This window comes from Xenorhabdus anantnagensis (assembly GCF_028598555.1).
Taxonomy (GTDB): Bacteria; Pseudomonadota; Gammaproteobacteria; order Enterobacterales; family Enterobacteriaceae; genus Xenorhabdus; species Xenorhabdus anantnagensis.
The window spans coordinates 57,376-83,276 of the sequence record NZ_JAQRFN010000014.1 but is presented as its reverse complement, the minus strand read 5'-3'; the positions used below and the strand labels follow the sequence as shown (position 1 = coordinate 83,276).

Annotated in this window: 14 protein-coding genes; 10 read left to right on the top strand and 4 right to left on the bottom strand. The window is 38.5% G+C overall.

The window, feature by feature from the left end; all coding sequences use genetic code 11:
* Window positions 1-2 precede the first annotated feature (2 nt).
* Window positions 3-1,481 (bottom strand): type VI secretion system contractile sheath large subunit, encoded by a 1,479-nt coding sequence (gene tssC / locus PSI14_RS12225; RefSeq protein ID WP_273576153.1) that lies wholly within the window; start codon window positions 1,479-1,481, stop codon window positions 3-5.
* Window positions 1,482-1,501: 20 nt separating this feature from the next.
* The gene (gene tssB / locus PSI14_RS12220; protein ID WP_273576152.1) at window positions 1,502-1,999 is read right to left on the bottom strand and encodes a type VI secretion system contractile sheath small subunit; all 498 of its coding nucleotides are present in this window, start codon (window positions 1,997-1,999) and stop codon (window positions 1,502-1,504) included.
* Window positions 2,000-3,008: 1,009 nt separating this feature from the next.
* Between tssB and PSI14_RS12215 the strand changes: the two genes are divergently transcribed.
* The 4 genes from PSI14_RS12215 (at window position 3,009) to PSI14_RS12200 (ending at window position 11,499) form a co-directional block, all read left to right on the top strand.
* The gene (locus PSI14_RS12215) at window positions 3,009-3,527 is read left to right on the top strand and encodes an Hcp family type VI secretion system effector (protein ID WP_273576151.1); all 519 of its coding nucleotides are present in this window, start codon (window positions 3,009-3,011) and stop codon (window positions 3,525-3,527) included.
* Between the two features lie 611 nt (window positions 3,528-4,138).
* Entirely contained in the window at window positions 4,139-5,830 is a 1,692-nt protein-coding gene (locus tag PSI14_RS12210; protein ID WP_273576150.1) for a ShlB/FhaC/HecB family hemolysin secretion/activation protein, read from the top strand.
* Between the two features lie 174 nt (window positions 5,831-6,004).
* Window positions 6,005-10,420, top strand: coding sequence for a hemagglutinin repeat-containing protein (locus PSI14_RS12205; RefSeq protein ID WP_273576149.1), 4,416 nt, complete (start codon window positions 6,005-6,007; stop codon window positions 10,418-10,420).
* 272 nt (window positions 10,421-10,692) lie between these two features.
* Complete coding sequence (locus PSI14_RS12200; RefSeq protein ID WP_273576148.1) at window positions 10,693-11,499, top strand: DUF4225 domain-containing protein; 807 nt, start codon at window positions 10,693-10,695, stop codon at window positions 11,497-11,499.
* 15 nt (window positions 11,500-11,514) lie between these two features.
* On the opposite strand, the gene PSI14_RS12195 is transcribed toward PSI14_RS12200, so the two are convergent.
* A complete protein-coding gene (locus PSI14_RS12195) occupies window positions 11,515-11,832 on the bottom strand; it encodes a hypothetical protein (RefSeq protein WP_273576147.1) in 318 nt (105 codons plus the stop codon).
* Window positions 11,833-12,383: 551 nt separating this feature from the next.
* Here PSI14_RS12195 and yhjD point away from each other — a divergent pair.
* The 3 genes from yhjD to PSI14_RS12180 all read left to right on the top strand — a co-directional run bounded on the left by yhjD (window position 12,384) and on the right by PSI14_RS12180 (window position 14,364).
* Entirely contained in the window at window positions 12,384-13,358 is a 975-nt protein-coding gene (yhjD, locus tag PSI14_RS12190; RefSeq protein ID WP_370688854.1) for an inner membrane protein YhjD, read from the top strand.
* 94 nt (window positions 13,359-13,452) lie between these two features.
* Window positions 13,453-13,659 carry a 2-hydroxymuconate tautomerase family protein gene (locus PSI14_RS12185; protein ID WP_273576146.1) on the top strand — a complete coding sequence of 69 codons (207 nt, stop codon included), beginning with the start codon at window positions 13,453-13,455 and terminating at the stop codon, window positions 13,657-13,659.
* A 369-nt stretch (window positions 13,660-14,028) separates the two neighbouring features.
* The gene (locus PSI14_RS12180; protein WP_273576145.1) at window positions 14,029-14,364 is read left to right on the top strand and encodes a hypothetical protein; all 336 of its coding nucleotides are present in this window, start codon (window positions 14,029-14,031) and stop codon (window positions 14,362-14,364) included.
* 159 nt (window positions 14,365-14,523) lie between these two features.
* Here the strand turns inward: PSI14_RS12180 and typA are convergent, their stop codons facing one another.
* Entirely contained in the window at window positions 14,524-16,347 is a 1,824-nt protein-coding gene (typA, locus tag PSI14_RS12175; RefSeq protein ID WP_273576144.1) for a ribosome-dependent GTPase TypA, read from the bottom strand.
* Between the two features lie 1,265 nt (window positions 16,348-17,612).
* Here typA and PSI14_RS12170 point away from each other — a divergent pair.
* From PSI14_RS12170 to PSI14_RS12155, 3 genes are all read left to right on the top strand, one after another.
* Window positions 17,613-21,437: an inverse autotransporter beta domain-containing protein gene (locus PSI14_RS12170; RefSeq protein WP_273576143.1), complete on the top strand. Its 3,825-nt coding sequence runs from the start codon at window positions 17,613-17,615 to the stop codon at window positions 21,435-21,437.
* A gap of 1,025 nt (window positions 21,438-22,462) precedes the next feature.
* On the top strand, window positions 22,463-24,064 hold the full coding sequence (locus PSI14_RS12160; RefSeq protein WP_273576142.1) for a hypothetical protein: 1,602 nt from the start codon (window positions 22,463-22,465) through the stop codon (window positions 24,062-24,064).
* Between the two features lie 226 nt (window positions 24,065-24,290).
* Window positions 24,291-25,886: a hypothetical protein gene (locus tag PSI14_RS12155; RefSeq protein ID WP_273576141.1), complete on the top strand. Its 1,596-nt coding sequence runs from the start codon at window positions 24,291-24,293 to the stop codon at window positions 25,884-25,886.
* The last annotated feature ends 15 nt before the right edge of the window (window positions 25,887-25,901 follow it).

The window sequence follows — 25,901 nt, the reverse complement described above, 5'->3', positions numbered from 1 at the left end:
GATTATTCCTTATCCAAACGTCCAACCAGAGACAGTTCGAAGCTTGCACCCATGTACTTGAAGTGCGGGCGAACTTGCATTGCAACCTGATACCAGCCTGGATCGCCTTCAACATCCAGAACCTTGATCTCAGCGGCGCGCAGAGGACGACGGCTACGAACGTCAGTGGGTGGGTTTTCCTGATCAGCAATGTACTGTTTCAGCCACATGTTCAGTTCGCGCTCCAGATCCTGACGCTCTTTCCAAGAGCCGATCTGTTCACGCTGCAACACTTTGATGTAGTGAGCCAGACGGTTGATGATGAACATGTATGGAAGTTGCGTGCCCAACTTATAGTTGGTTTCTGCAATTTTCCCTTCACGGGTATTTGGGAATACTTTTGGTTTCTGAACCGAGTTTGCAGAGAAGAATGCTGCGTTATCGCTACCCTTACGCATGGTCAGAGTAATGAAACCTTCTTCTGCCAGTTCGAATTCACGACGGTCAGTGATCAGCACTTCTGTTGGGATCTTCGCCTGAACCTGGCCCATTGCTTCGTACAGGTGAACCGGCAAATCGCTTACTGCACCACCGCTCTGTGGACCGATGATGTTTGGACACCAGCGATATTTAGCGAAGCTGTCAGTCAGGCAGCTAGCCAGCAAGTACGCAGTGTTGCCCCACAAGAAATGTTCATGGTCACGGCTGACATTTTCCTGATAGTTGAAGTTCTTGATTGGATTTTCAACGTTGGAATAAGGCAGGCGCAGCAAGAAACGTGGTGCGGTCAGACCTAAGTAACGTGAATCTTCAGACTCACGCAGCGCACGCCATTTAGTATGTGAAGGGCCTTCGAAGACGGACTTCAGATCTTTAATGGCTGGCAGGTCAGTAAAGCTGTTAACACCAAAGAATTCTGGTGAAACGGAAGACAAGAATGGCGCATGAGCCATTGCACCTACTGAACTGACATACTGCATCAATTTAATATCAGGCGTCGTGTTGCTGAACGCGTAGTTACCGATGACAGCAGCAACAGGTTCACCACCAAACTGACCGTAGCCTGTGGAATAAACGTGTTTGTAGAAGCCGGACTGAATAATTTCAGGGGAGAATTCAAAATCTTCCAGCAATTCATCTTTAGTGGCATGAATAACGTTGATTTTGATGTTTTCACGGAAATCAGTGCGATCCACCAAAATTTTCAGTGAACGCCAAGAAGATTCCAATTCCTGGAACTGCTTAGCGTGCATAATTTCATCCATCTGCTCGCTGAGCTTTTTATCTAACTCAACGATCATTTTATCAACAAGCAGTTTGTTGATGGGTTCTTCGTTAGAGCCAGTATCCAGAATGCTACCGATAAACGCAGCAACACCTTGTTTTGCAATGTAGTAGCCGTCATTTTCCGGAGTCATTCTCGCTTGAGACATAATCTCATCAAGCAAGGAGGTCGTTGCGCCAGAAGCAATAGCTGTGCTGTTTTCTTCGTGCTGAGCCATTTAAAAATTCCTTTAACCAGTTATTTTTTATTGACGATTTCAAGTTCTTTCAGGAGTTGCTCACGAACGGATTCATCTTCCAGCAGTGACTGCAAGCGAGCACGAAATGCTGGGATATTTCCCAATGGGCCTTTTAATGCAACCAATGCCTCACGAAGTTCGAGAAGTTTATTTAATTCAGGTACTTTCTTTGCGACATTATCTGGTGAAAAATCGCTCAGTGATTTTATTTCCAGATTAACGGGGAGATCTTCTTCGCTTTTTTCATCGAGGCGATTAGGGACGTTAAAAGTCAGGTTGATGTTCGCCTCATTCATTACGGCATTGAAGTTATTTTTATTGATAGAAACTGTTTGCCGTTCTTCAATTGGTGTATCTTCGCTTTTGCCTTTCAAGTCACCAACAACTAGAAGATTCAGAGGTAATTCAACTTCTGCGGTTTGGTCACCGGTATTAGGGACGTACTTAATATTAATTCTTTCTTTTGGAGCTACGCTACCTGGACTATTCTTACTCATATTTTAATCCTTTGGCTAATACAACCATGAACTGTCTAACAACCCATTATTGGTGAGAGAATGATTCCAATGTTTACTCATATAACAAATACAGTGAATCTCCCTAAAAAATAGGAAACAGAAGATAACTATATTTGCAGGTACGAATGGTTTTATATCAACATGTGGTTTTATATCAACATGTGGTTTTATATCAACATGTGGTTTTATATCAACATGTGGTTTTATATCAACATATTGTTTTATATCAACATATAGTTAAATAATCAGATATACCTTATCCAATCGTGGAAGTAACATCGATATGAAAAATCGTCAAGTTCGAGTTTGACATTTTATTTTTTTGATGTAAAGCCAAAACACAAATTGATAAAGTCCTCTATTCAAGCTTTTAATCTCTTTATCTCAACTCATAGCAAATTATAAATATTTTTTTCTCTCAAAATAGATAAAAGTTTGGTTTTACTCTTTGTAAGAGTATGTAGACCCATCACCTATAAATTGCATAAAAAGAAATATTTTTCATCCTCCATTGAATAAAATATAACCATCAAAATCTAGGTTAATAATCAGCATCAATATCATTTATTATTTTATTTTGATTAATTATGTATCATAACAATCTAAATTATTTTCATTTTTTTGATCTAGGTAACACTTTTTAAATGATCATAAAAAACATTTAAATAAAAAAACAAAAATCGTTATAAATCAATGGATTGGTTCGGTGTAAATATCGAAGCTCATTTTTAAACCAGTTAAAGAGGCTGATTGTTTATAAAAAATTAGCCATAACTTTCACAACGGCAATGATTATAAAATTTTTATTTGTCATTGAATTAAAGCGTATGTTGCTTTTTTCAAATGACTTTGCATCAGACAATTTCAGCTTTATTATTCGCTCCGAGTGTTTGGCAAGCTAAAATTTCATTTTGATGAATAAATGGAATTATCACGCAAGGAATGAACACTTACACTAAATATTGGTAAATTTTTATAGGATATTCATATGCCAACTCCATGTTATATTTCTATCAATGGTAAAACTCAGGGCCATATTACTGCTGGCGCATTCACTGCTGAATCCGTAGGTAATATCTTTGTTCAAGGTCACGAAGACGAAATGCTGGTTCAAGAATTTGACCACATTGTAACTGTTCCAACTGATCCACAGTCAGGACAGCCTTCTGGCCAGCGTGCGCATAAGCCATTCCGCTTTACCGTTGCATTGAATAAAGCAGTTCCTCTGCTTTACAACGCACTGGCTTCTGGCGAGATGCTGACTACTGTAGAATTGAAATGGTACCGTACTTCAATCGAAGGTAAACAAGAGCATTTCTTCACTACTAAACTGGTAGATGCGACTATCGTTGACATCGACTGCAAAATGCCACACTGCCAAGATCCAGCAAAATCTGAATTCACTCAGTTGATTCGTGTTTCTCTTTCTTACCGTAAGATTGAATGGGAACACACTACTGCTGGTACTTCTGGTTCTGACGACTGGCGTGCGCCAATTGTTGCTTAATATCTTATTCATTAAGTATTAAGTAATAATCTTTCAGCCAATGAATATTATTCATTGGCTGAATCAATCAGATATTTCTCAAAACCCCTGTCAATTTACTTTAATTCCCATTTTTCTTTTTTATATTTGTTTTTCTGATCTTTTCCCGCTGTCAGATTTTCATATAGTAATTATTTTCATAATAAATAAAGATAAATGTATTCATAATTTCATGCATGATTAATGCTCAATTAAACCATCTGATTGAAACGTGCCTGTTCTTGTGTTTTATATTTCCCTCTATTCAATTCCTTTCATCAACATGCCATAAGTTAAATTTTTAAATAAAAGAAACAAAATACAGCAAGGTTCCTAATTCTGCCTCATTATTCTACTGAATATTAATTAAACCCAAATTGAATTTCACTTACCTCTTTTTCTTGGGTAATACATAACTAAAATGAATTATCATAAATCACTAAGAGAAATTTATAACTTCAAATGATAATTTTGAACAAAATACAACCATTAATCAGAGCAACATAAAATATTTTCTATGCTTTAATGCCCAATTAATAAACTAGACCCAGCACGATACATTTCCCATCAACTATTGTTATTTGGGTATTCCCATGATTAAAAGGACGACAATCTTAATCTTATTATGTACTTCATTTCAGGTAAGTGCTTCGTCTGATGTACTTAACCCTACTTTACCTATGGATGAAACTTTCTCTACAAATGAAATAAGAAGAACCTTACAGGATAGTTCACGGGAAATAGATCAATTAATTGAAGAGCGCCGCCATCAAGGGTTGATTAATCGCGCAGATAGCATTTCACCACAAACTGTTTCACCTGTGCTGGAAGAAGCACCATCTTGTTTGGCGATCAAAGGAGTTTATCTTCAAGGTATTACCTTACTCTCTCTGGGGGACTTGAATACCCTCAGTGCCTTGTCCGATAACTGTATCACCAGCAATGACATCAACAAGCTGTCGGCGGAAATCACTAACCTTTATATCGCTAAAGGTTACATTACGGCGCGGGTGCAATTTATTCCTCCCAACGCGAATGATGAACTGGGGATTAATGTTGTTGAAGGTTTTGTCGAGGCAATAGAAGGGAGTGACCGCTGGATCAATAGCCAAACACTATTCCCACGTTTGACAAATCAACCACTCAACCTGAATCAGCTTGATCAAGGACTGGATCAGGCAAATCGCCTGCAATCAAATAAAACGACTCTCGATATTCTTCCCGGCACAGTTAATGGTGGTTCCATTGTCAAGCTACATAATCGGCATTCTTCTCCGTGGAAAATAACCACGACCACCGATAATTATGGGCAAAAAAGTACAGGAAAATGGATCACTCGACTCAATGCCAGCGTTGATAGCCCATTGGGGTTATCTGATTTTGTCAGCCTTAGCGGCAGCAGTACCGTTGATAAACCCGATACTCAATACAATCGCGCCTATACCCTGCTCTATTCCCTCCCTTATGGGGCTATGACGTTCAGCGGATTCAACAGCTATTCCCAATACTCCAGCCATCCCCGTTTACAGATAAAATCAATCAAACTGCACGGGAATTCACAGCAAACAGGGATTCGTACCGATTGGGTCTTTCATCGTAATCAATCGCAAATCAGCACATTAAACGCCCAGTTTATTTATAAGAATTACAACAACTATTTCGAAGACGCCAAAATCGATGTCAGTAGCCAGACAGTGAGTGTTCTCGAGTTGGGTATTAACCATTTACAACTCATTCCTTCAGGGCTGATCTCCCTCAATATAAGCATTGAGCAGGGAATACCGTGGTTTAGTGCCCAAACAGCAACAACAGCCAGCCTGAATAAACAATTTACCAAAGGGAAATTTTCGGCAAATTTACATCAGCGTTTCACCCTCTTTGATATGCCTTACCGATTTAATAGCCAATTTTATGCTCAGTACAGTCGAAGTGGGTTACCGGGTATTGAGTGGCTCAATGTGACCGACCGTAATGCCGTGCGAGGATTCAGCAAAAATATGTCGTCGGCTGATAACGGCTGGTACTGGAGAAATACACTCTCCCACTCAATCCCCATTGCCAAAGGCTCACTTGCACTGTGGGCTGGTATGGATATCGGCCAAGTTAAAGGCTATCGCAGTCAGGATGATTGGAAAAGCAGTGCCGGCTTGAGCGCCGGTTTGACGCTGCGTTATCAGAGCTTGTTTGCGGATGTTGAAGTCAGCCGGGGCAAATTCCTTTCTCACCAAAATAGGAACACGGATGAGCCTATGCAACTGTTAACCCGCTTTTCTTATACTTTTTAGTTTTTTGAACCATTTGATGTTTTTTTAACCGCAGTCAGTTGTGGGGATTAATCCTAGAACGATTGTCTCTAGAACCGTTGTCTCTAAAACTGTTGTCTCTAAAACAATTGTTTCTAAAACAATGGTCCCCAGGGCACTGCACATGGCAATAAAGAAGTAAATAAGGGTAATAATATGAAAAGTAAAAAATTTAAGTTATCTCCTACGGGAAAACTCGCCGTATCCATGGCAATTATTCTGGCAACCTGTTCAGCCAGTTTCGCCAATGAAATTACTCCAGGAGGCGATGCTGCACACAGCCCGGGTGTTATCCAAGCTGATACCGGTGCAACGGTGATAAATATTGTTGCACCTTCGGAATCAGGGCTATCACATAACCAATATCAGGATTTCAACGTTGACCAAATGGGAGCCGTGTTCAATAACTCTCTGGGGAATGGGCAATCACAACTGGCAGGCGAATTATCTGCCAACAGCAACCTGAATGGGCAAGCCGCAAGCGTAATATTAAATGAGGTTATTAGCCGTAACCCTTCATTTTTGCTCGGAGAACAGGAAGTGTTTGGTATAGCTGCTGATTATATACTGGCAAACCCTAACGGCATTACCTGTAACGGCTGTGGTTTTATCAATACGAATCAGGCATCACTGGTTGTCGGTAATCCGCTGGTGGAAAATGGCATTCTCCAAAGTTTTAGTACATTTGATAACCAAAAGTCTCTGGATATCAGAAACAAGGGATTATCTCATAATGATGTATTGAATCTGATCGCGCCTAAAGTTGACATCAAGGGTCAGGTGGTTACCTCAAAAAATCTCAATATCACGACGGGGAATAACAAAATTTCCGCCGATGGCCACATTTTGGATTCTCAGCAAGCGAATATTGGCGCACTCGACAGCTATTATTTTGGCAGTATGCAGGCTGGGCGTATCCGTCTGCTGAATACGGCAGAAGGAAGCGGCGTCAATTTGCGGGGTAAAATGACGGCTGATGATGGCATCAATGTTGAATCTTACGGCGATGTGACGTTGGAAGCTGCGGTTCTAAAAGGCGGAGATATCACCTTGACAGGCAATAATGTACTGTCTCAAGGACGCCTGCATCAATCTTCATCAAACAAAAAGGGCAGTGATAATCACGACAGTATCTTCAGTGACATTTATACCGAAAAAGAGCAAATCAGTGAATCTGTTGCCCGTACCCAATTGGCAGGCAAGAACATCACGCTGGTTGCCAAACAAAACAATCGAGTAATGGTAACCGATATTGAGGGGGACAATGTCGAACTGACGGGTGCCAATCTGAAACTGGATGGGCAAAAACTTCATCAACTTGACCGTAGCATCAATAATCAAGGGAAAGTAGTTTGGCGGTATGATGTCACCAATAAGAATGAAAAACTTCAGTACGAAGGCAATACCATCAACGCCCGTGAAAATGTTCAGCTGACTGCCAGTGAAGGCAATGCAGAAGTGCTTGGCAGTAAGATCAAAGCCGGAAATAAGTTGTCCGTATCTGCTAAGAAAGATGTGAAGCTGGCGGGATTGGTGGAATCAGAAAAGATCTCAGAGAAGGGATATAAAAAGCGCCATTCTGCATCATTGCAAACGGGTCACTGGAACAAGGTCAATACCACGCAAAGAAGTACTGGTAATGAGTTGAGTTCAGGCGGAGCTTTAGGTATTAAGGCAGGAGGAAATGTTGACATTATTGGCACGCACATTAATTCAGGCGAAAACCTGATTGTTTTGGCGGGACAACAAACCAATATTACTGTTCAGTCTCTTGTTGATGATCAAAGCCTTATTAAGGATAAAACTTATTGGGGCGGTATTGCTGGTGGCAGCAAGAAAGATAATCGCGATAAATCAGAAACTCATCATATTTCCGAAGTTACGGCTGGCGGGTATGTGCTGCTGCAAGGCATGAATGGCGTCACTATTACGGGCAGTAAAGTCAAAGCCCAAAAAGGTGCCTATGTTGAAGCCAATGATGGACAATTAACGATCGATAACGCGGTTAGTCATACTTATAAAGAGGTAGATGAAAGAAAAGGAACAATTTTCAATATCACCAAAAATACTAACCAAGAACACAATACGCAGCAAAAATCTTCCGGCAGTTCTCTGATTTCCGATGCAGATCTGAAATTATTCAGCAATAAAGATATCAAGGTCGTTGACAGTCTGGTGAAAAGCGCCAAGGAACTGCAACTGGATACTTCGGGTAACATCAATATCCTGAATTATGGTGAGAAAAATCAGTACCAACAGGAAAAAACCAACCTTGACTGGCTGTACTACGCCAAGGATATGAAAGATAAACAATATCGTGCTGGTGTAGGTTTTGAGCATGTTACCGATAAACAGAAGGATGAAAGCACAACACAACGTCCATCAGAATTGAGTGGTGGCAATCTCACTATAAATGCCGGCCAAGATGTCACCGTGACTGGCTCAAAATTGGTTACAACTCAGGGAGACGCAAGAATCACTGGGGATAACATTGCCTTACTGGCTGGAGAAAACAGCACATCAACTTCAACCTCACAAGAAAAACTGCGTAGCAGCGTGTTTGTCACTGGTGGTATGGACAAACTCGGTAGTGGCGTTGACGGAAACTACAATAACGATGGGAAATCCCAAGGCCGAACAACCGCAGAAGTGGCAAAAACTCAGGTCACTGGCAACCTTGAGCTGAACGCAATGGGTGAGTTGAAGCAACAAGGAACGGATCATCAGGTGCAAGGCTCCTATCAGGCCAATGCTGGCAGTATTAAGAATGTAGCAACAGCCAATACAGAATCCAGCTCAACCAATCAATTACAGGTTGGTGGTGAGATCAGCGGAACGGCCGATTACAGTGCAACTACCCGTCCTGCGGAAAAAACAGCCAAAGCCGCCGCAGATAAGAAACTGGACACCGCGATCACAAAAACTGGCCTGCCTAATGCGGGGATTGAACTGGCGATGGATGGTAAAAGCCGTTACACCAATAACCACCAGTCCAATGCCGTAGTGACTACCGTCAAGGCTGGCGATATCAAAGTCACAACGAACGGTGATGTCTACGATCAAGGTACGCAATATGAAGCCAAGAAAGGCGGTGTTTCCCTGACCGCTGGCAGCCATACCAGTGAAGCGGCACTCAACCGCCAAAACACTCATACCTCTGATACCACCGGCAATGCAAGCTTGCGTGTCTACACCACAACAGGCGCAGATATTTCCGTTAGTGGCAAAGGCAATGGCAGTTATCAGGAAACATCCGACAATAATACCAGCGCAGCTACCAGCAGCATCAAAGCCCAAAACGGCATTAACGTTCAGGTGACCAGAGACGCACGTTACCAAGGCACTTCAATGGATGCGGGTAAAGGTTCAGCCAACGTTGATGCCGGAGGAAATATCCAGTTCAATCAAGCCACCAATCGCAATGAGAAACAAAGCAATGGCTACAATGGAGAGATTTCCCTGACCGTAGGAACCAACCCTGATGGTAAGAATTTCAGTGGTAGCCTCGGTGGCGGTTATAACACCGACAATCAAAACAAGACTACCGCTCAAACCAGCAATCTTACTGGTGGGCAAGGTGTAAACCTGAATGCAGGTAATAATCTGGCGTTGCAAGGTGCCAACGTTTCTGGCAAGCAGGTAGATTTAACAGCACAGCGTGGAAAAATCGAACTGACTTCGGCTCAGGATACTGCCAACGCCAATGGTTGGAATGTCGGCGCTAAAGCGAAAGGTGGCATGTCTTCCACCGCCCGCAAAAATGAAGGAGGCGATGGCGCAGCAGACAATTCGGCTAACAAAATCATCGACAGTAAATATAACATTGGCGGTGAATTGAAATTTGGTATTAACCATCTGGATCAAACCACCCACCGTAATACACATGTTTCCGGCGGCAATGTCACGCTGACCAGTGCGGGAGATACCTCACTCAAAGGTGCTAATGTGGCTGCTGATGATCAGGTAACGAGCAAAGTCGGTGGTAATTTCAATGTCGAAAGCCGCAAAGACAGCACTCATAGCCTGAATGTAGGTCTGGATGCTGGCTTGGGTTATAGCAAAACCGTCAAAGGAGATGCTCCTTCTAAAGGAAATGTTCCTACCGCAACGGAAGGCTCGTCAGAAAACGCAGCGACTACTGGCAATACCAAAACCGACGGTGAAGCACCAAGTTTGAAAGATCAACTGAAATCCGCGTTCAAGGGCTTCAATGGCAAACTCAAAGGTAATTACGATACTCTCGACCGAGAAGCCGTTGGTAAGCAAACAACATTGACCGGTACTCAAGGGGTTAATCTGGATGCTTCTGGAACAACATATTTGGTGGGCAGCAAAATTGACAGCGCCCAAGGGTCTGTCTCACTGAATACCCCGCAAATTAATCAACAATCTGTTGCGGGATACGACAAGGGTAAAAACTTAGGGGTTAACGTGCCAGATTCCATGGCAAGTCTGGCAATCTCTGCACAAAAAGATATTTTCTCCGGTAAAGTACCTTTTGTGAAAAATGAGAGCCACAATACCGAGATTCCAACTGTCCACAGTGAAGTCAAGGGCCGTCAATTAGATTGATCATCCTGATCAACGATTGATCTTCTGTACGGTAGCCTTATATTGGCTACCGTACTTTTTCAAATCCTCTCACCCGTTGCCTTTTCCATTTTGCCTGTTACTTTTTTTTACTTATGTATTTTTCGCTACATATAGGTCATCATGCGTCCGGCTTCAGCGCTACTTTTGGTGGATTATCGGGGGCGCGATATTGTCTATGATACAAGTGCAATTTCTAAGAAAGGCGGTCAGTTGCTATAGTAGGCATCTTTCTCGCCAAAGGAAAATGCACTATGGCCTATATACAACTGACCGAAATAGAAATATATCAGATTTTCAGTTTAAAAGAAGCCGGTTTTACACAACGTCTTATCGCTTTTGTTGTCATTTCTGGTTCCAGAGGCAATGAACTAACATACCCGCCACTTACGAATAATCAGGGTAAATATAATATTTATTATATATCATTAGAAAAAATAAAAAGACAAATACTATCTGTAATGGAAACTGACATATATGATATAAGATATCAAGAACATGTATTACAATACGGTAATTACGAGCAATATGCCTCTGTTGAAATAAGGAAAAGAAGTGAAGGGCTTGGTTTTTATGATTATGTATTAAAAGGGATTGGTCTGATTGCAGGAGTAGCTCAAGTTATTACAGGTGCAGGCATTATATTAGCAGGAGATGCTTCTGTAATTGGAGCACCTTTGGGTACTGTAGCTGGTGCTTGGCTCGTACTTCATGGTGTAAGTAACACTCAAGAAAATTTGGGAGCGATTATTCATGATGATCCTGGTTACAACGGCTTTGCGAGAATTGGGTATGAATATATTTCTGAATCTTTAGGTTATAGTAAAAAAACAGGAAGCCTAGTTTATGGTGGAGTAGATTTAGCACTTTCAGGTTATGGATTATTTAGAAGTACATTAAAAGAAGATGCATGGAAACTATTCCGTTATATAAATGACGATTATGTTCGTGGTTACCAGCTTATGAATGGTTATTCATTAGGGTTTGAAGCAGTGGCCGATGGCGTTACCATAAAATCGGCCAATGATATGTATAACGACCCAAATTATAATAAAAAATAATAAAGATATAAACATCTATCCTTTATGTTTTCTTATAAACATAAAGGATTTGTATCTTAACCTTGGAGAGTGAAAGATTAATACAACAAAAATCGAAATGAAAAATGTAAATATAATACTCAAATAATCAACATCTGGAACAAAAGCAATGGCAGAAAGAATAGAAAACAAAATAACAAGAAAAACTAACATCAGACCATAAAAACTATTACTTAGAATCATAATTTCCTTTTTTATATCGTGACCTGAACGCTGAGAAGCAGATTTTATTTTATTTATTTCCTTTAGTGTAAAACCATACTCCATCATTAATTTTTCTGTTATTTTTTCCATATTTACTCACCTCTTTTTTATCAAAAAAAATTATCACACAAATAACAAACAGAATTAATTTCATATTACCATCATACTATTTATTTTTTAATATTTCTGAATTATCTAAAGTCTGATTACGGTCACCATTCCGTTCCTTAAACTGCGTTCCTAGGGGTAAAACAAACAGCCGTAGCCTATATTGTGTTATGATGAATGCCTTTTCTTTTCCTTAAGACAAGGAGAAGTGCCACATGAAATCGCCCGCCAATATATTCTCGCCAAACATGTTCAGACTGCCGTCGAATGTTACCCGACGCTGAAGCAACGACAGATATCGCCCCACAGTTTAAGGTATATGGCATCCGGCTCCTGTGCTTGCGAGTCTGCATATTCCTGAACACTGCATATCGCCGAATATGTTGTGCTCTACATATTGGACGGTTCAGGCTTAGAACCCCATATATAGCGAATAACATTATCGAACAGCGTTCAGGGCATATATCTTAAGTGCTATCTTTAAAAATGGTATAACGAGTAACATCAGGCACGACCAGATTTAAGGGGATGTAATGCTAAGTGATCATGAAAAAGGGGAACAATTCAGGATGGGGAAGAGTTTCACACCGTTAAAAAAAGGGCTATATGGCAGTAAAAAAGCGCTTTCCGTAACAATTCGTATGGGTAATGCCATCCGCCGCATTCCTTTTATTGCTCACTTAATTAGGGCGGCACAACGTTTCAACGACCGAATGGGCAGCCAATTTGGTGCTGCAATCACCTATTTCTCATTTCTATCCTTAATCCCAATCCTGATGCTCTCTTTTGCCATCGCGGGTTTTGTGCTGGCTTCCAATCCTGATTTGCTGGCCCGCTTGATCAATGGTATCGCCAATAGCATCAGTGATCCGGCTCTCGCCAACACGCTGAAAAATAGCGTAGATACTGCGGTCAACCAAAGAACGACGGTGGGATTGACAGGTTTGGCGATTGCTCTTTATTCCGGTTTGAACTGGGTCGGTAATTTACGCGAAGCGATACTCGCCCAATCCCGGGATATTTGGGAACGTAATCATGAAGATAAAGAGAAAATCTATTTTCAGTATATTCGCGATTTTTTCTCGTTATTCGGTCTGCTTTTTGCGTTGGTAATGACTCTTTCATTGACTTCCATTGCCGGTTCTGCTCAAGCTTCCATTGTCCATGCCCTTGGATTAGAAGGCATAGAATGGTTGCGCCCAGCATGGACATCGATTGGAATGACCATTTCCATTTCTGCCAATTATTTGTTATTTCTATGGATATTGTGGATCTTGCCGCGTCATCGCCCTGAAAGAAAAGCACTGTTCAAAGGAACGTTAATGGCAGCCATTGGATTTGAAATCATCAAATATATTATGACTATGATGCTGCCACGCCTTGCCAGCTCACCCTCTGGTGCCGCTTTTGGCTCGGTGATTGGCTTAATGGCTTTCTTCTATTTCTTCGCCCGCCTGACGCTGTTTTGCGCCGCGTGGATCGCTACCGCAGAAGAGAAAAAAATCTGAATAAATATCCACATATCAATAAGTAAAACTATTTTTTGCTGTACCTACTTGTCATATAACTAGTTATATAACAACCAAAAAAGGAGTCATTTTTATGCCATTTGTGAACATTAAAATTACCCGCGAAGGTGTCACCGCTGAGCAGAAAAAACAATTGATCGAAGGTGCAACCCAACTGCTGGTGGATGTGCTCGGAAAAAATCCCGCAACAACTTTTGTGATCATTGATGAAGTTGAGACGGATAATTGGGGAGTTGGCGGTAAAAACGTCACTGAGTTAAGGGCTGCGGCGAAGAAGTGAGCCAACAAAGAGGCAACTTGAAATACGAAGGGTATAAAATTTCATACTGTTATGAATGTAAGGTAGCCATGCTCCTGACAACAACGTATTAGTTAAATACTACCGCCTCAAAATCAGCTGGTTCACTTAACTGGCTGATTTTTTGTTATGGAATATGTTTATCTCTAAACTGTAAAATTAGAAAAACAACAAAAAAACACAATTTTATCTTATGTACTCATTAGTGATAATAAAGGAGATAGTACAGGGAGTAGTGATGCCAATAGAAATAAAAAGGCTTAAATCAAAAACAACGAAGTATTGTTCAAATACATAAATTGCGTTGTTCTATTTGTGAAAATGAATTTTATTTCATAGAGGAATTTAAAAATGAAACTAGGAACAATAATTATAGCTGCATCTATATTAAGTTTTTCTTTTGTACCATTAGATGCAAAGACTGAAAGCAAATCTTCTATAAAAGAAATTGATTGTAATAAGTTAAATGGAAAGTTTGGTCAAAATGGTCAAAACGGAATACCTGATAGCAATTGCACAAATGGAGGCAATGGTGGGGATGGGGTATATCCAGGGCAATCAGGTGGTAACGGCGGTAACGGTGCATCTGGTGGTGATAGTGATAGCAATGCTAAAGGGGGCAACGGCGATGATGGAGGGAACGGAAGTAGTTCTGGAATGGACACCTCCCAATCTGAATCCAGCTGAGTGATTATAGAAGTACATGAATGAGCTGATGCGCGATAACTGTTATTTTCAAATCTTAAAATCTGCATCTTCAAGTTAATTGGATATAAAAAACTCAGGGCACCGAAGTGCCCTAAGCTATTCATATTGATCTGTCACGCGCAATGTATAACTCAGAAGTTAAGCTTCCTTGCTACGATTTGCGCGACGACGATCATTTTCAGTCAGATGGCGTTTACGCAGACGAATTGACTGTGGAGTTACTTCTACCAATTCGTCATCATCAATGAACTCCAGAGCCTGTTCCAGAGTTTTCTTGATGTGCGGAGACAATGTAGTCGCTTCATCCGTACCTGACGCACGTACGTTAGTCAGTTTTTTACCGGTCAGACAGTTAACTGTCAGGTCATTAGAACGTGAGTGAATACCGATGATCTGGCCTTCATACACTTCAGTACCGTGACCGAGGAACAATTTACCACGCTCCTGCAAACTGTACAGCGCATAAGCAACTGCTTTGCCTTGTCCGTTGGAAATCAGTACACCATTCTGACGACGACCAATCTCACCCGGACGGATGTCATCATAGTGGCTGAATGTTGCATACAGCAGACCAGTACCGGAAGTCATGGTCATAAATTCAGTACGGAAACCAATCAGACCACGGCTTGGAATAATGTAATCAAGACGAACACGGCCTTTGCCATCTGGCAGCATGTCACGCATTTCACCTTTACGCTCACCCAGTGCCTGCATCACATCACCCTGATGCTGCTCTTCGATATCCAGAGTTACCTGCTCGAATGGCTCCTGCTTACGGCCATCAATTTCACGGAAAATAACTTTTGGACGGGAAACCCCCAGCTCGAAGCCTTCACGACGCATGTTCTCAATCAGAACAGACAAGTGCAGTTCACCACGACCAGATACACGGAATGCGTCTGGATCTTCAGTTTCTTCAACACGCAGTGCAACGTTATGAACCAGTTCTTTTCTCAGGCGATCAAGGATCTGACGGGAAGTAACATACTTACCTTCACGGCCACAGAATGGAGAAGTATTTACACAGAAATACATGCTTACGGTAGGCTCATCAACCGCCAGCGCCGGCAGCGCTTCAACTGCACTGACGTCACATAGAGTATCGGAAATGTTCAGATCGCCCAGGCCAGTGATTGCGATGATATCGCCCGCTTCCGCCTTATCAGACTCGATACGATCCAGTCCCAGATGGCTGAATACTTTACCGACTTTACCATTGCGAGACTTGCCTTCGCTATCAATCAGAGTGATGTTCTGGTTTGGTTTTACCGTACCGCGCTTGATACGGCCAATACCGATAACCCCAACATAATTGTTGTAGTCCAGCTGTGAAATCTGCATCTGGAATGGGCCATCAAGGTCAACCTTAGGTGGCTCAACATGCTCAACGATAGCCTGATACAACGGAGTCATATCTTCAGCCATTTCAGTATGCTCGTTACCCGCAATACCCATCAATGCAGAAGCATAAACGATTGGAAAATCGAGCTGCTCATCTGTTGCGCCCAGGTTTACGAACAGGTCAAATACCTGATCCACAACCCAATCCGGGCGCGCGCCAGGACGGTCAACTTTGTTGATAACAACGATAGGCTTCAAACCGTGGGCAAAGGCTTTCTGAGTTACGAAGCGAGTCTGTGGCATTGGGCCATCCATCGCATCAACCAGCAGCAAAACACTGTCTACCATTGACATTACACGTTCAACTTCACCACCAAAGTCGGCGTGACCTGGGGTATCTACGATATTGATGCGGTAATCATTCCACTTGATGGCGGTGTTTTTCGCAAGAATGGTGATACCACGCTCTTTTTCCAGATCGTTGGAATCCATCACGCGCTCAGCAGTAGCAGCACGCTCACCAAAAGTTCCAGACTGTTGCAGGAGTTTATCAACCAGTGTGGTTTTGCCGTGGTCGACGTGAGCGATGATGGCGATATTTCTTAAGTTATTAATTGACAAGTATTTTTACCGTTTTAGCTATTTGAGAAAATATTACATGAATGCCGCTTGGCAGAACGCCGCAGCATTCATCTAACACAAATATGCTGCTATTTTACACGTTATAGCTAGAGAGTGAAATAAATGTGAGGTGTATCACCTTGAAAGTTTGTTTTTGGGTGGATGAGAGTGATGAATCGCCTGCCGGATTTCATCCGTAAGTTGCTTTTCTTTCGTTAGTTGATAGTAATACTTATGCTACTTTATCTTCATATCACTTAATTTTTAGTTATCGTGATAAATAATAAGAATTAGTTCGACGATTATTATTTAAAATTCTCGCCTAATTAATAGTGGAACACGAAACAAAAAAAAACACAATTACAATAGATTATCTAAAATTAATAATTGGAAATAAAAATCACTCGAAATATATAGTGAATAATTAGCACAACCAGACATTTTAATTTGAGTAAAAATAAAAATTTAAATTAGCAATGGTGATAAATGACGAATTATAATAAAAAACCATACAACTTATTATAGATTATAACAATATATTAATATTATAAGGAGATCTCATGTCTACTGAAGAGAGTTTTTTTAGATGCACCTATTTTACCTCAAGCTAAAAATGGCGTTTTAGATAAATCAAAAATAAAAGGAAAAATTGAAGTAATAGCTCCTAAAAAACATCTAAACCTTTCAGGATGTGAGCAAATTGCACTTTGTTTTTCTATTGATTCTTATAAAATATGTAAAACTAACATCCTAAATAACCCCGAAGATATTGATGATTTTCTTACTTTATATTTTAACAAAGAAGAAATCCCAGAATATCCGGGTATCAAAATTGGTGATCTTATAGAAGATTATATTGGTGATGTCATGAATAACATTATCATTGATGAAATAAGAACCTACTACACCATAGATTTTTCTGTAGATCAGATCCAAGATGGATATCAAACTGTAGAGTATCGTGTTAATGGTGTAACGTCACAGAGTGTAACCGTAAGATTCATTAAGTGATTTTCTTATTCAAACGTAAAAAATAAAAGCACAGGCTCAAATAATTGGGCCCGTATTTTTTCTATTTTATATACCAATTAAGCTATCATATCCCCATAAGATAACTTTTAGTTATCACCTGATAATTATCTTTCATCACAATAATAAAAATACTTTCTAATATAGGAGATTAGGGGAATAGCCTGATTTTTTTACTGAATCAACATAAAATCAGGCTATTAATTATAATTTGATGTATTTTGGGGTACTTATATATGTCATCATATATTCGTAAAATCATTGTTTTATTTATCTTTATTTATGCTTTATTTATACCTTCTACACTGATGCATGCCTTTGCAGATGGTAAATTAACCACTGGCAATATATACACTAAAATAACAGACAGTAAAAATAATATAGATATTTCCGTTAATAAATCAAGTAAAAAAAGAATTAATGAAAATACCAATGATACCCCAGAATCTGATACCCCAAATTTAATCGCCAGAAATATTCAAACAGTAGGCAATATCCTATCATCTTCTCCTTCGGATTTAGCAGAGCAAGCTAAATCCTATGCTTTAGGAAAATTCAACAGTACTATCTCTTCCGAAACTCAAAAATGGTTATCACAGTTTGGTACTGCCAGAATTAACTTTGGTCTGGATAAAAAGGGAACGCTGGAAAACAACTCCCTCGATCTATTGCTGCCACTTTACGACAATAAAGCAGACTGGCTATTCTTCTCCCAATTGGGTTATCGTAACAAAGACAGCCGCAATACCATAAACGTTGGCTTAGGTGGACGTTATTTCTATCAAAATTGGATGTATGGCCTGAATACTTTCTATGATCATGACCTGACGGGAAAAAACCAGCGCTTAGGTTTGGGAGGCGAAATTTGGGGCGACTATATCAAACTCTCAGCTAATACTTATTATCGTTTGAGTGGCTTACAAGAATCACGGAATTTTAAGGGTTTTCATGAACGCCCGGCAAATGGGTATGATATTAATGGCGAATTTTTCCTGCCCGCCTACCCCAATCTGGGTGCGAAACTGACATACGAACAATATTTCGGTGATAACGTTACCTTATTTAATCGCGATACCAGACAGAAAAACCCAAGTCTGGCTAAATTAGGTTTAACTTATACTCCGATCCCACTTGTGACAATGGGTGTAGATTATAAACAAGGTGAAAGCGGTCATACTGAAACGCAGTTTTTAGCTAATTTCAATTATAAACTCGGAGTACCTCTCAGTACTCAATTATCACCAGAAAATGTAGCTTCAATGCGTACATTGGCAGGAAGCCGTTATGACTTAGTGGAAAGAAATAACAATATTGTGCTTGATCACAAAGAAATTCCAAAAACGCAATTGTCTTTGCCAGAAACGATTATTGGTTATAGTCACCAGCAGCGCGATATTTCAGCTCAAATATCCTCTAATTCACCTATCAAACAAATTCACTGGGCGGCTAATGAAGATTTTAACAAAAATGGGGGAACACTTTCTTCTAAAACAGGTCAGTCAATTCAAATTACACTGCCAAAATTCCTCTCCGGTGACAATAAAAACAACAATTATACGATTTATGCATTTGCCGAATTTAATAACGGCCAGAAATCAGAGCCTGTAGAGATGAGCGTTATTGTCAGGCCTTATAAGATTAAGAAAAGGGAAGAATCTAACTTTGCACCTCCAGGACCATTACCTGCCGATGGTACAACTTATTATACCTTCAATCCCGTGATTACCTTTGACACCGTTGATGGAACACCAGTCAAAAATGCCACTATTGATAATGTTCAGTGGATATCAGACCCTGCTGAAGATGATGCCTCTGGTCTGAAATTTAGTTGGAATAAAGTTGATAAACTTACGACTGATGAACTCGGCAATCTAACAAATATTGTTAAATTAACCAGCAAAAAAGCCATCCAGAATGCAAAAATTTACTTAAAGATAGAAGGGGAGCCGCAACAATTGGTAGGAACGGTGAGTTTTGGAGAAGATACTTCACGTTTTCATGTAGACAAAATAAAAGTTTCATCACCAAACAATATGACAGCACCTCTCATAGCAGATGGGATTCAGGCTTATACCTATAAAGCTGTTGTTTTGGATGGCAGTAATAATCCAGTCCCACCAAACACATCAATCGCCAATATAAACTGGGATCATGATCATAAAGAGATTTCGACGTTGAAATTAGTGCCTAACGGTGACAAAACCGATGATAAAGGGCAATTGACCGCAACATTGACGAGTTCAGAACCAGTAGATGATGTCATTGTTACTCTTTCGATTGAAGGGCAAAAAAAACCAACTCCAGCTGATAAAGTTTCTTTCAAGACAGCCAAAATTACACTAACAACTACACCTAACAGCCCAATACTGGTCGGTGAAACATATACTGTTACGGCAATAATTAACGATAAAAATTCACTGAAAAATCTGCCAATAACATGGGATTTTGATGCTCCTCATCGTGATAAAGTCACAACAAATTACACTGCCGGTAATCCAGTGGCAACATTTAGCAGCAGTGTGGAACAAATAGTTACAGTAAAAGCTGCTATCAGTGGTTCTCCACCCTCGCAAACAGACTTGGCTTTCAACTGGCCATCAATTCAGAGCGTAACATTAAGTCCAGGCACACCAAATGGAACAATTACTTCTGGAGGATCATATGAATTTACAGCAACCGTGTTTGGTGCTGATGTTCAAAACAAAGATACGGATACGGGAAATATACCATTTGAGTGGATTATTAAATCACCAACAAATCCAAAAGATGCGGGTCTATCTTTATCGCCTTCAGGAAAAATAACGACTGTAACTAATGGAAAATTAAACGCGGAATTAACAAGTACAAAGGATAAACCTATTGTTACAAATGCTGAGATATGTCTGACTGTTGTTGGTGCTCCTGTATCTTCAACAACACAGAAGTGTGTAGATTCAATTAATTTTAAATCTCCACCTGTGGATTTTGAGATTACCAGTGTTGAGGTCCATACGGTTGTGGTCGATGGTATTGAAAAACCATTTGATAAGGAAAAACCGCTGCTTGGTAATGGGACTGATAAATACAAATACAGGGCATTGATTACAAGGAAAGGAAGTAACGGCCAAGATAAAGTTCAAAATCATATATTTAGTAGTGTGACATGGACACGCAATCAGACACAAATCGACTCCAGATACTTATCTGAACCTGAAAAAACATCACTAAAAACAGACGATGAAGGGTATTTATATGCAACATTAGACAGTCATGTTGGAGTTGGTAATAAAGAGGATATCGAAAACACATTTATCAAAGTGACATTGACAATACCGAGTGAATTACCCGGTGGTGCCCCCAAAGATAAGGAGTCTGATAATTTGGTAAGTTTTGCTCCTGTGCCTCAGGACGCTATGCTGTATGTCTATAATCAATATAACCCGAGTGTATCTCAGTCATTTTATAAACCACATCATCCGTATAACTTTTTTGATGCCTTAAGGGGAGAATTGAGAGACCCTTCTCATCCTGATACAGCCTTCAATCCATCGGAACTTCAATATGAGGTAGATGTTTATGAGCCAAACCCATACCCGTATTTCTACTTTATTTATGCTGGAAGTGACAATAAAGGCCCTTTATCTTTTGATAACAAAGGCAGTGGAACAGTAAAAGCTACAATTACAAAAAAAGACGGCAGAATTTATTTGTATGAATACGCGGCAACTCTCGGAAGATTTTTGCTACATGATGCTAATTCCCCAATATTTGAAGGATATCACACAATAAATGATAAAGTTACATGTGATAACGACATAGGTATAGGTGGGGTGACATATAAGCCTTTATCAAAAAAAGATTTTCTAAGTAAATATGGCCTAACAGCTGTAGGTTCAGAGTTTAAAAATCTCTATAGATGGGGATTATTTCAAGGAGATAAAAAAGCGGTTCCAGACAAAGTTATGATAAAAGTCTTGGGGGACCCAAATTCTCCTACTCAATATGTTATATATGACTCAGTGAATGATAAAATAGTTGATGATCCTAATGCAGCTGGGTTAATAGTATGTACTGCAGGGTAGGTAGTGCTTGAGGTATAACACAAAAAAAGAGGAGTGCCGCGATAGGGACTCCTCAATAGTTTTGAGATCTGAGTTCTGCTAATCTTCTCCACGCACCTACTCTGTTTCTGCTGAAAAAAGGATAAATAGCATCCATCAAAGTCAGTCATACATTCAACGTGTTGTTATTTGTGTATACTCTCTATTTTCAATTTTTGAGGATATGAAATGTCGATTTTGAAACCAAACAAAAGGGGGTGACAAAACATAGTACAGGTAAAGGAGACCATTAACACTACCATTGTTTATTTTGTTATCCTATCTTCCAACCCGACTATTCTTATCTCGTATATCAAGCCGGAATAAAAGAGCAACCGTTAATTTTTCTATGAATAATTCTGTAATTTGCAATGCTTCGCGGACACTGCATATCAGTATTAATTCTGTCTTCCTAACTTTAAAAATTATCACCTCAATGCATAACTACGTTACCTTTGGATAATTTAGAAATCCAACCCATCTGCGAATTTTATGAAATGTGATTGATTCCCCTCTTTTTCATCGAAATCTCTGAGTTGTTGGGAGACAAACATTATGACTTGGATAATTATGATATCAAATACATATAATATGTAGGATCTTGTTTTATGGACTAATGATAAAATTATCAATAAATTTTTTATTAAATTAATCCAGTGAAATATTCTTTTTTTACACTAAAATTGCACTACAATAGAGCCAGATTATATCTTTTTTTTGATTGTAAGAATAATATACTATGATACAAAACAGTTATCACGTGATAAACATTTATTATTATTATTTTATTTTTATATTGATATACTGCTATGAAAATATAAGTTCATTTTTTTGGCGGGGAAATTTTAAAATTAATTTTTCTTTTTCAGCATGTTGGTTCATTGCTATTATTTTAAACATGTTTTTATTGACGTTTACATATTATCTATACTATTACGTAACGGAATTTATCAAAAAAATAATTTCAGATTAATTATTAAAAAATATATTTATTATAAGGTGATGAAATGGTTACTCAAGATAAATATGTAAAAATAAGCTATTCTATACATGACAACGCGAATTTAATTATAGGTCAAGAGATTCAGCTTACTGTTACTGTAAAAACAAAAAAAAATATAGGCATCTCAAGTATTAAATTCAGTACAGGCACTAATATTAAGGCTGATTCAACTAACTCGGTACACTTTACTCCGTCTCCTGATCATACAGATACCTATACGGCGGCTCTTCATCTGACTGTATCTAATACTATGCTTGAAACAGATCCTATTATATTTGATATAGAGCTAGATAAAATCCCAGATACTACTAAGAAAACTTTTACGTGTAAAGCAAACCATATTAACTTAGATTCAATGGCTCTCAAGCTATCTAATCCATATTTGGATTTACCCGCTCAAGGAGTTACTAATACTCCTCCAAGTGGGAATGTATATAGTATAGTAGCTACAACCATAAAAGATATTAATAAAAAAAATTTGCCTAATGTGCCAATATTTATAACATTAAGCAAGCATAGTGATATAGATAATCTTTCAATTTATTTTTCAAACACTGATCCTTATTCTCGGATTTATCCACAAATGTTCGGTGATTCTATGAAGGGTTTTTTTATAAACTCAGATGATCAAGGAAATATAGTTTTCTATATTTATCCAACAAGTTCATTGTCCGAAGTAATTGAATTTTTATCAGTAATTCCGGGGATTGATGATGGTTCAATTTACGCTACCCAAAAACTTTACACTGTTAATAGCCATCCACCCAGTTTTTTTAATGCCTTACCATATCCAATAATATGGGGGAATGATACAGGAAATATTTCCTCTAGTGCTGGTATGCGAGTTTTTGGTATATCAGTAGAATATGAAAACGCAAGAAAAAATGACACAATATTATTTTTTGTTGATCATGTATATAGCAAACATAGTGTGTCCATTACTGATCCGAAAACTCAAATAGGAGAATACAATGATGTTACGCAATTGCCTTACCAAATTTTTAAACTCAACAAGCCTAGTGAGTTTTCCTATGTTGTTATTAGCCCAAAGGGAGATATGAGAGCCTCCTTGGCTTTACCAGTAACTTATACAGGGGGAACACCATATGAGCCAGATCTTCATGTAAAAAGGGACTACGCTCGTTGTATAGTTCATACTAGCCTAGGAGTCAGAGACTATAATATAATACCAAATAATAATGCAATTAATTATGCTGCAATAATGAAATATGTCCATGGTGATGGTACTGGATTATATATTGAAATTTTAAGTGATCAAGACCTCTCTGGAAGAGTTCCAGCAATATCAGAGGGTACTCAAATAACACTAAATTTATATATTAATTCTCAAAATAAAAATCAGATAATAAACTATCCAAAAAACCCAATAATCAAACAGAAAGATGGTATATTATCTGCAATCATTAATATTCCGTATAAGGATCTTGTCAATATTATTCCATATACAGATAGTGGTGCAGGAGGATATGTTTATTTAGATTATAATTTTATTACAGATGGTTATAAGACAGTATATGGTAAGGTGTGGAATTCCTCTATTGTAACCATTCCTTCTGATAAGGATACTAATTCTTATAATAATTAGCTCAGATGCTTGATTGCTCACTTATATGAGTGACAATTAATAATAGATACTATATGATAATTATGGACTAAAAACCATTAATTCTATGAAATTTTGTTTACCAAGTAACATAGATTTAATTGTTAATTAAGAGTTTCATTACACCAATAGGATATATAAAAAATTAATATATTTTAAATAATTTATTTAATGATATGTTTTTTATTTTTCATAACGAGGTGATAACATGATTAATCTAGACGAAGATCCAAAAATTAGTTATTCAATAGATCCTACTAAAGCGAATTTGATTATAGGTCAAGAAATTGATTTTGTTGTTACTGCAATAACAAAAAAAAATCTAGAAACCTCAACTATTAAATTCAGTAAAGGCACTAATATTAAGGCTAATTCAACTAACTCGGCATACTTTACTCCGTCTCCTGATCATACAGGTACCTATACGGCAGCTCTTCATCTGACTGTATCTAATACTATGCCTGAAACAGATCCTATTATATTTGAAATAGAGCTAGATAAAATTCCAGATACTACTAAGAAAACTTTTACGTGTAAAGCAAACCATATTAATTTAGATTCAATGGTTCTCAAGCTATCTAGACCATATTTAGATATACCGACAAAAAACGTGCCTAACACTCCTTCATCACTTAAAAGAGAATTTAGTGCAGCGGTTGCAATTATAAAGGATAAAAATAAGAATATTTTACCTTATGTACCAATATTTATAACATTAACTAGGCCTAGTGATCTTGATAATTTTTCAATTTATACTTCAAATACTGATGATTCTTCTAAAATTTACCCGAAAAAATTTGGTGCCACGAAAGGATTTTTCATAAATTCAGATGAAAGTGGAAATATAATTTTTTATATTTATCCAAATCGTTCATTATCAGAAGTAGCTGAATTTACAACCAATATACTGGGTATTAATGGTAGTGAAGTTTATGCCAAACAAAAACTTTATGTCGTTAATAGTCAACCTGATGATTATGATAATGCTTTAGAGTTTCCAATTGTTCCTAGCGAAGAAGAGGGAAATCTAACGGCTACTTCTGGAGTATCATTATTCAACGTATCAATAGATTCATATGACAATAATAACAACGGTGATACTATATTGTTTTTCGTAGACGGAAATTATTGTAACCAAAAAGTAGATATTATTGACACGAAAAGTCAATTAGGTAGCTATAACATTACAACCCAATTACCTTATCAAATATTTAAGATTAACAATCCAAGTAAACTTTCTTATGTCGTCATTAAACCACGAGGCGACATGTTTCCTTCTTTGTCATTACCAATAACCTATAAAGGAGGGGTTCCATATGAACCTGAATCAGGTGTAAAAAGAAACCACACTCCTTGTATAGTTCACACAAGTCTTGGAATCCAACCAAATAATATAATACAAAATCACGATGCGGTTAATTACGCTGCGATAATGAAATATCCAGATACTCCAGATAACGGAACGTATGGATTATATATCGAAATATTAGGAACTACTGACACAATTACTGAACCCAATAAAGTACTATTAAATACCCATGTAATGCTAACTTTATACATTAATTCAGTAAATAAAAACTATACTAAATCTTATCATGGGGTAATAATAAAACAACCTGTTGGATCTCTTAATAAAATATCTGCGATTATTAAAATTCCATTTGATGATATTGTTAGTGTGAACGAATACGAAAATGGTTCAGCAGGAAATATTACTTTTGATTATACATTTTTTGATGGGGATAATCAATATGGTAATATTTGGTCAGCAGCTATTGAAACTATGCCCGCTGATGGAGACTAAACCTTTTATAATGAT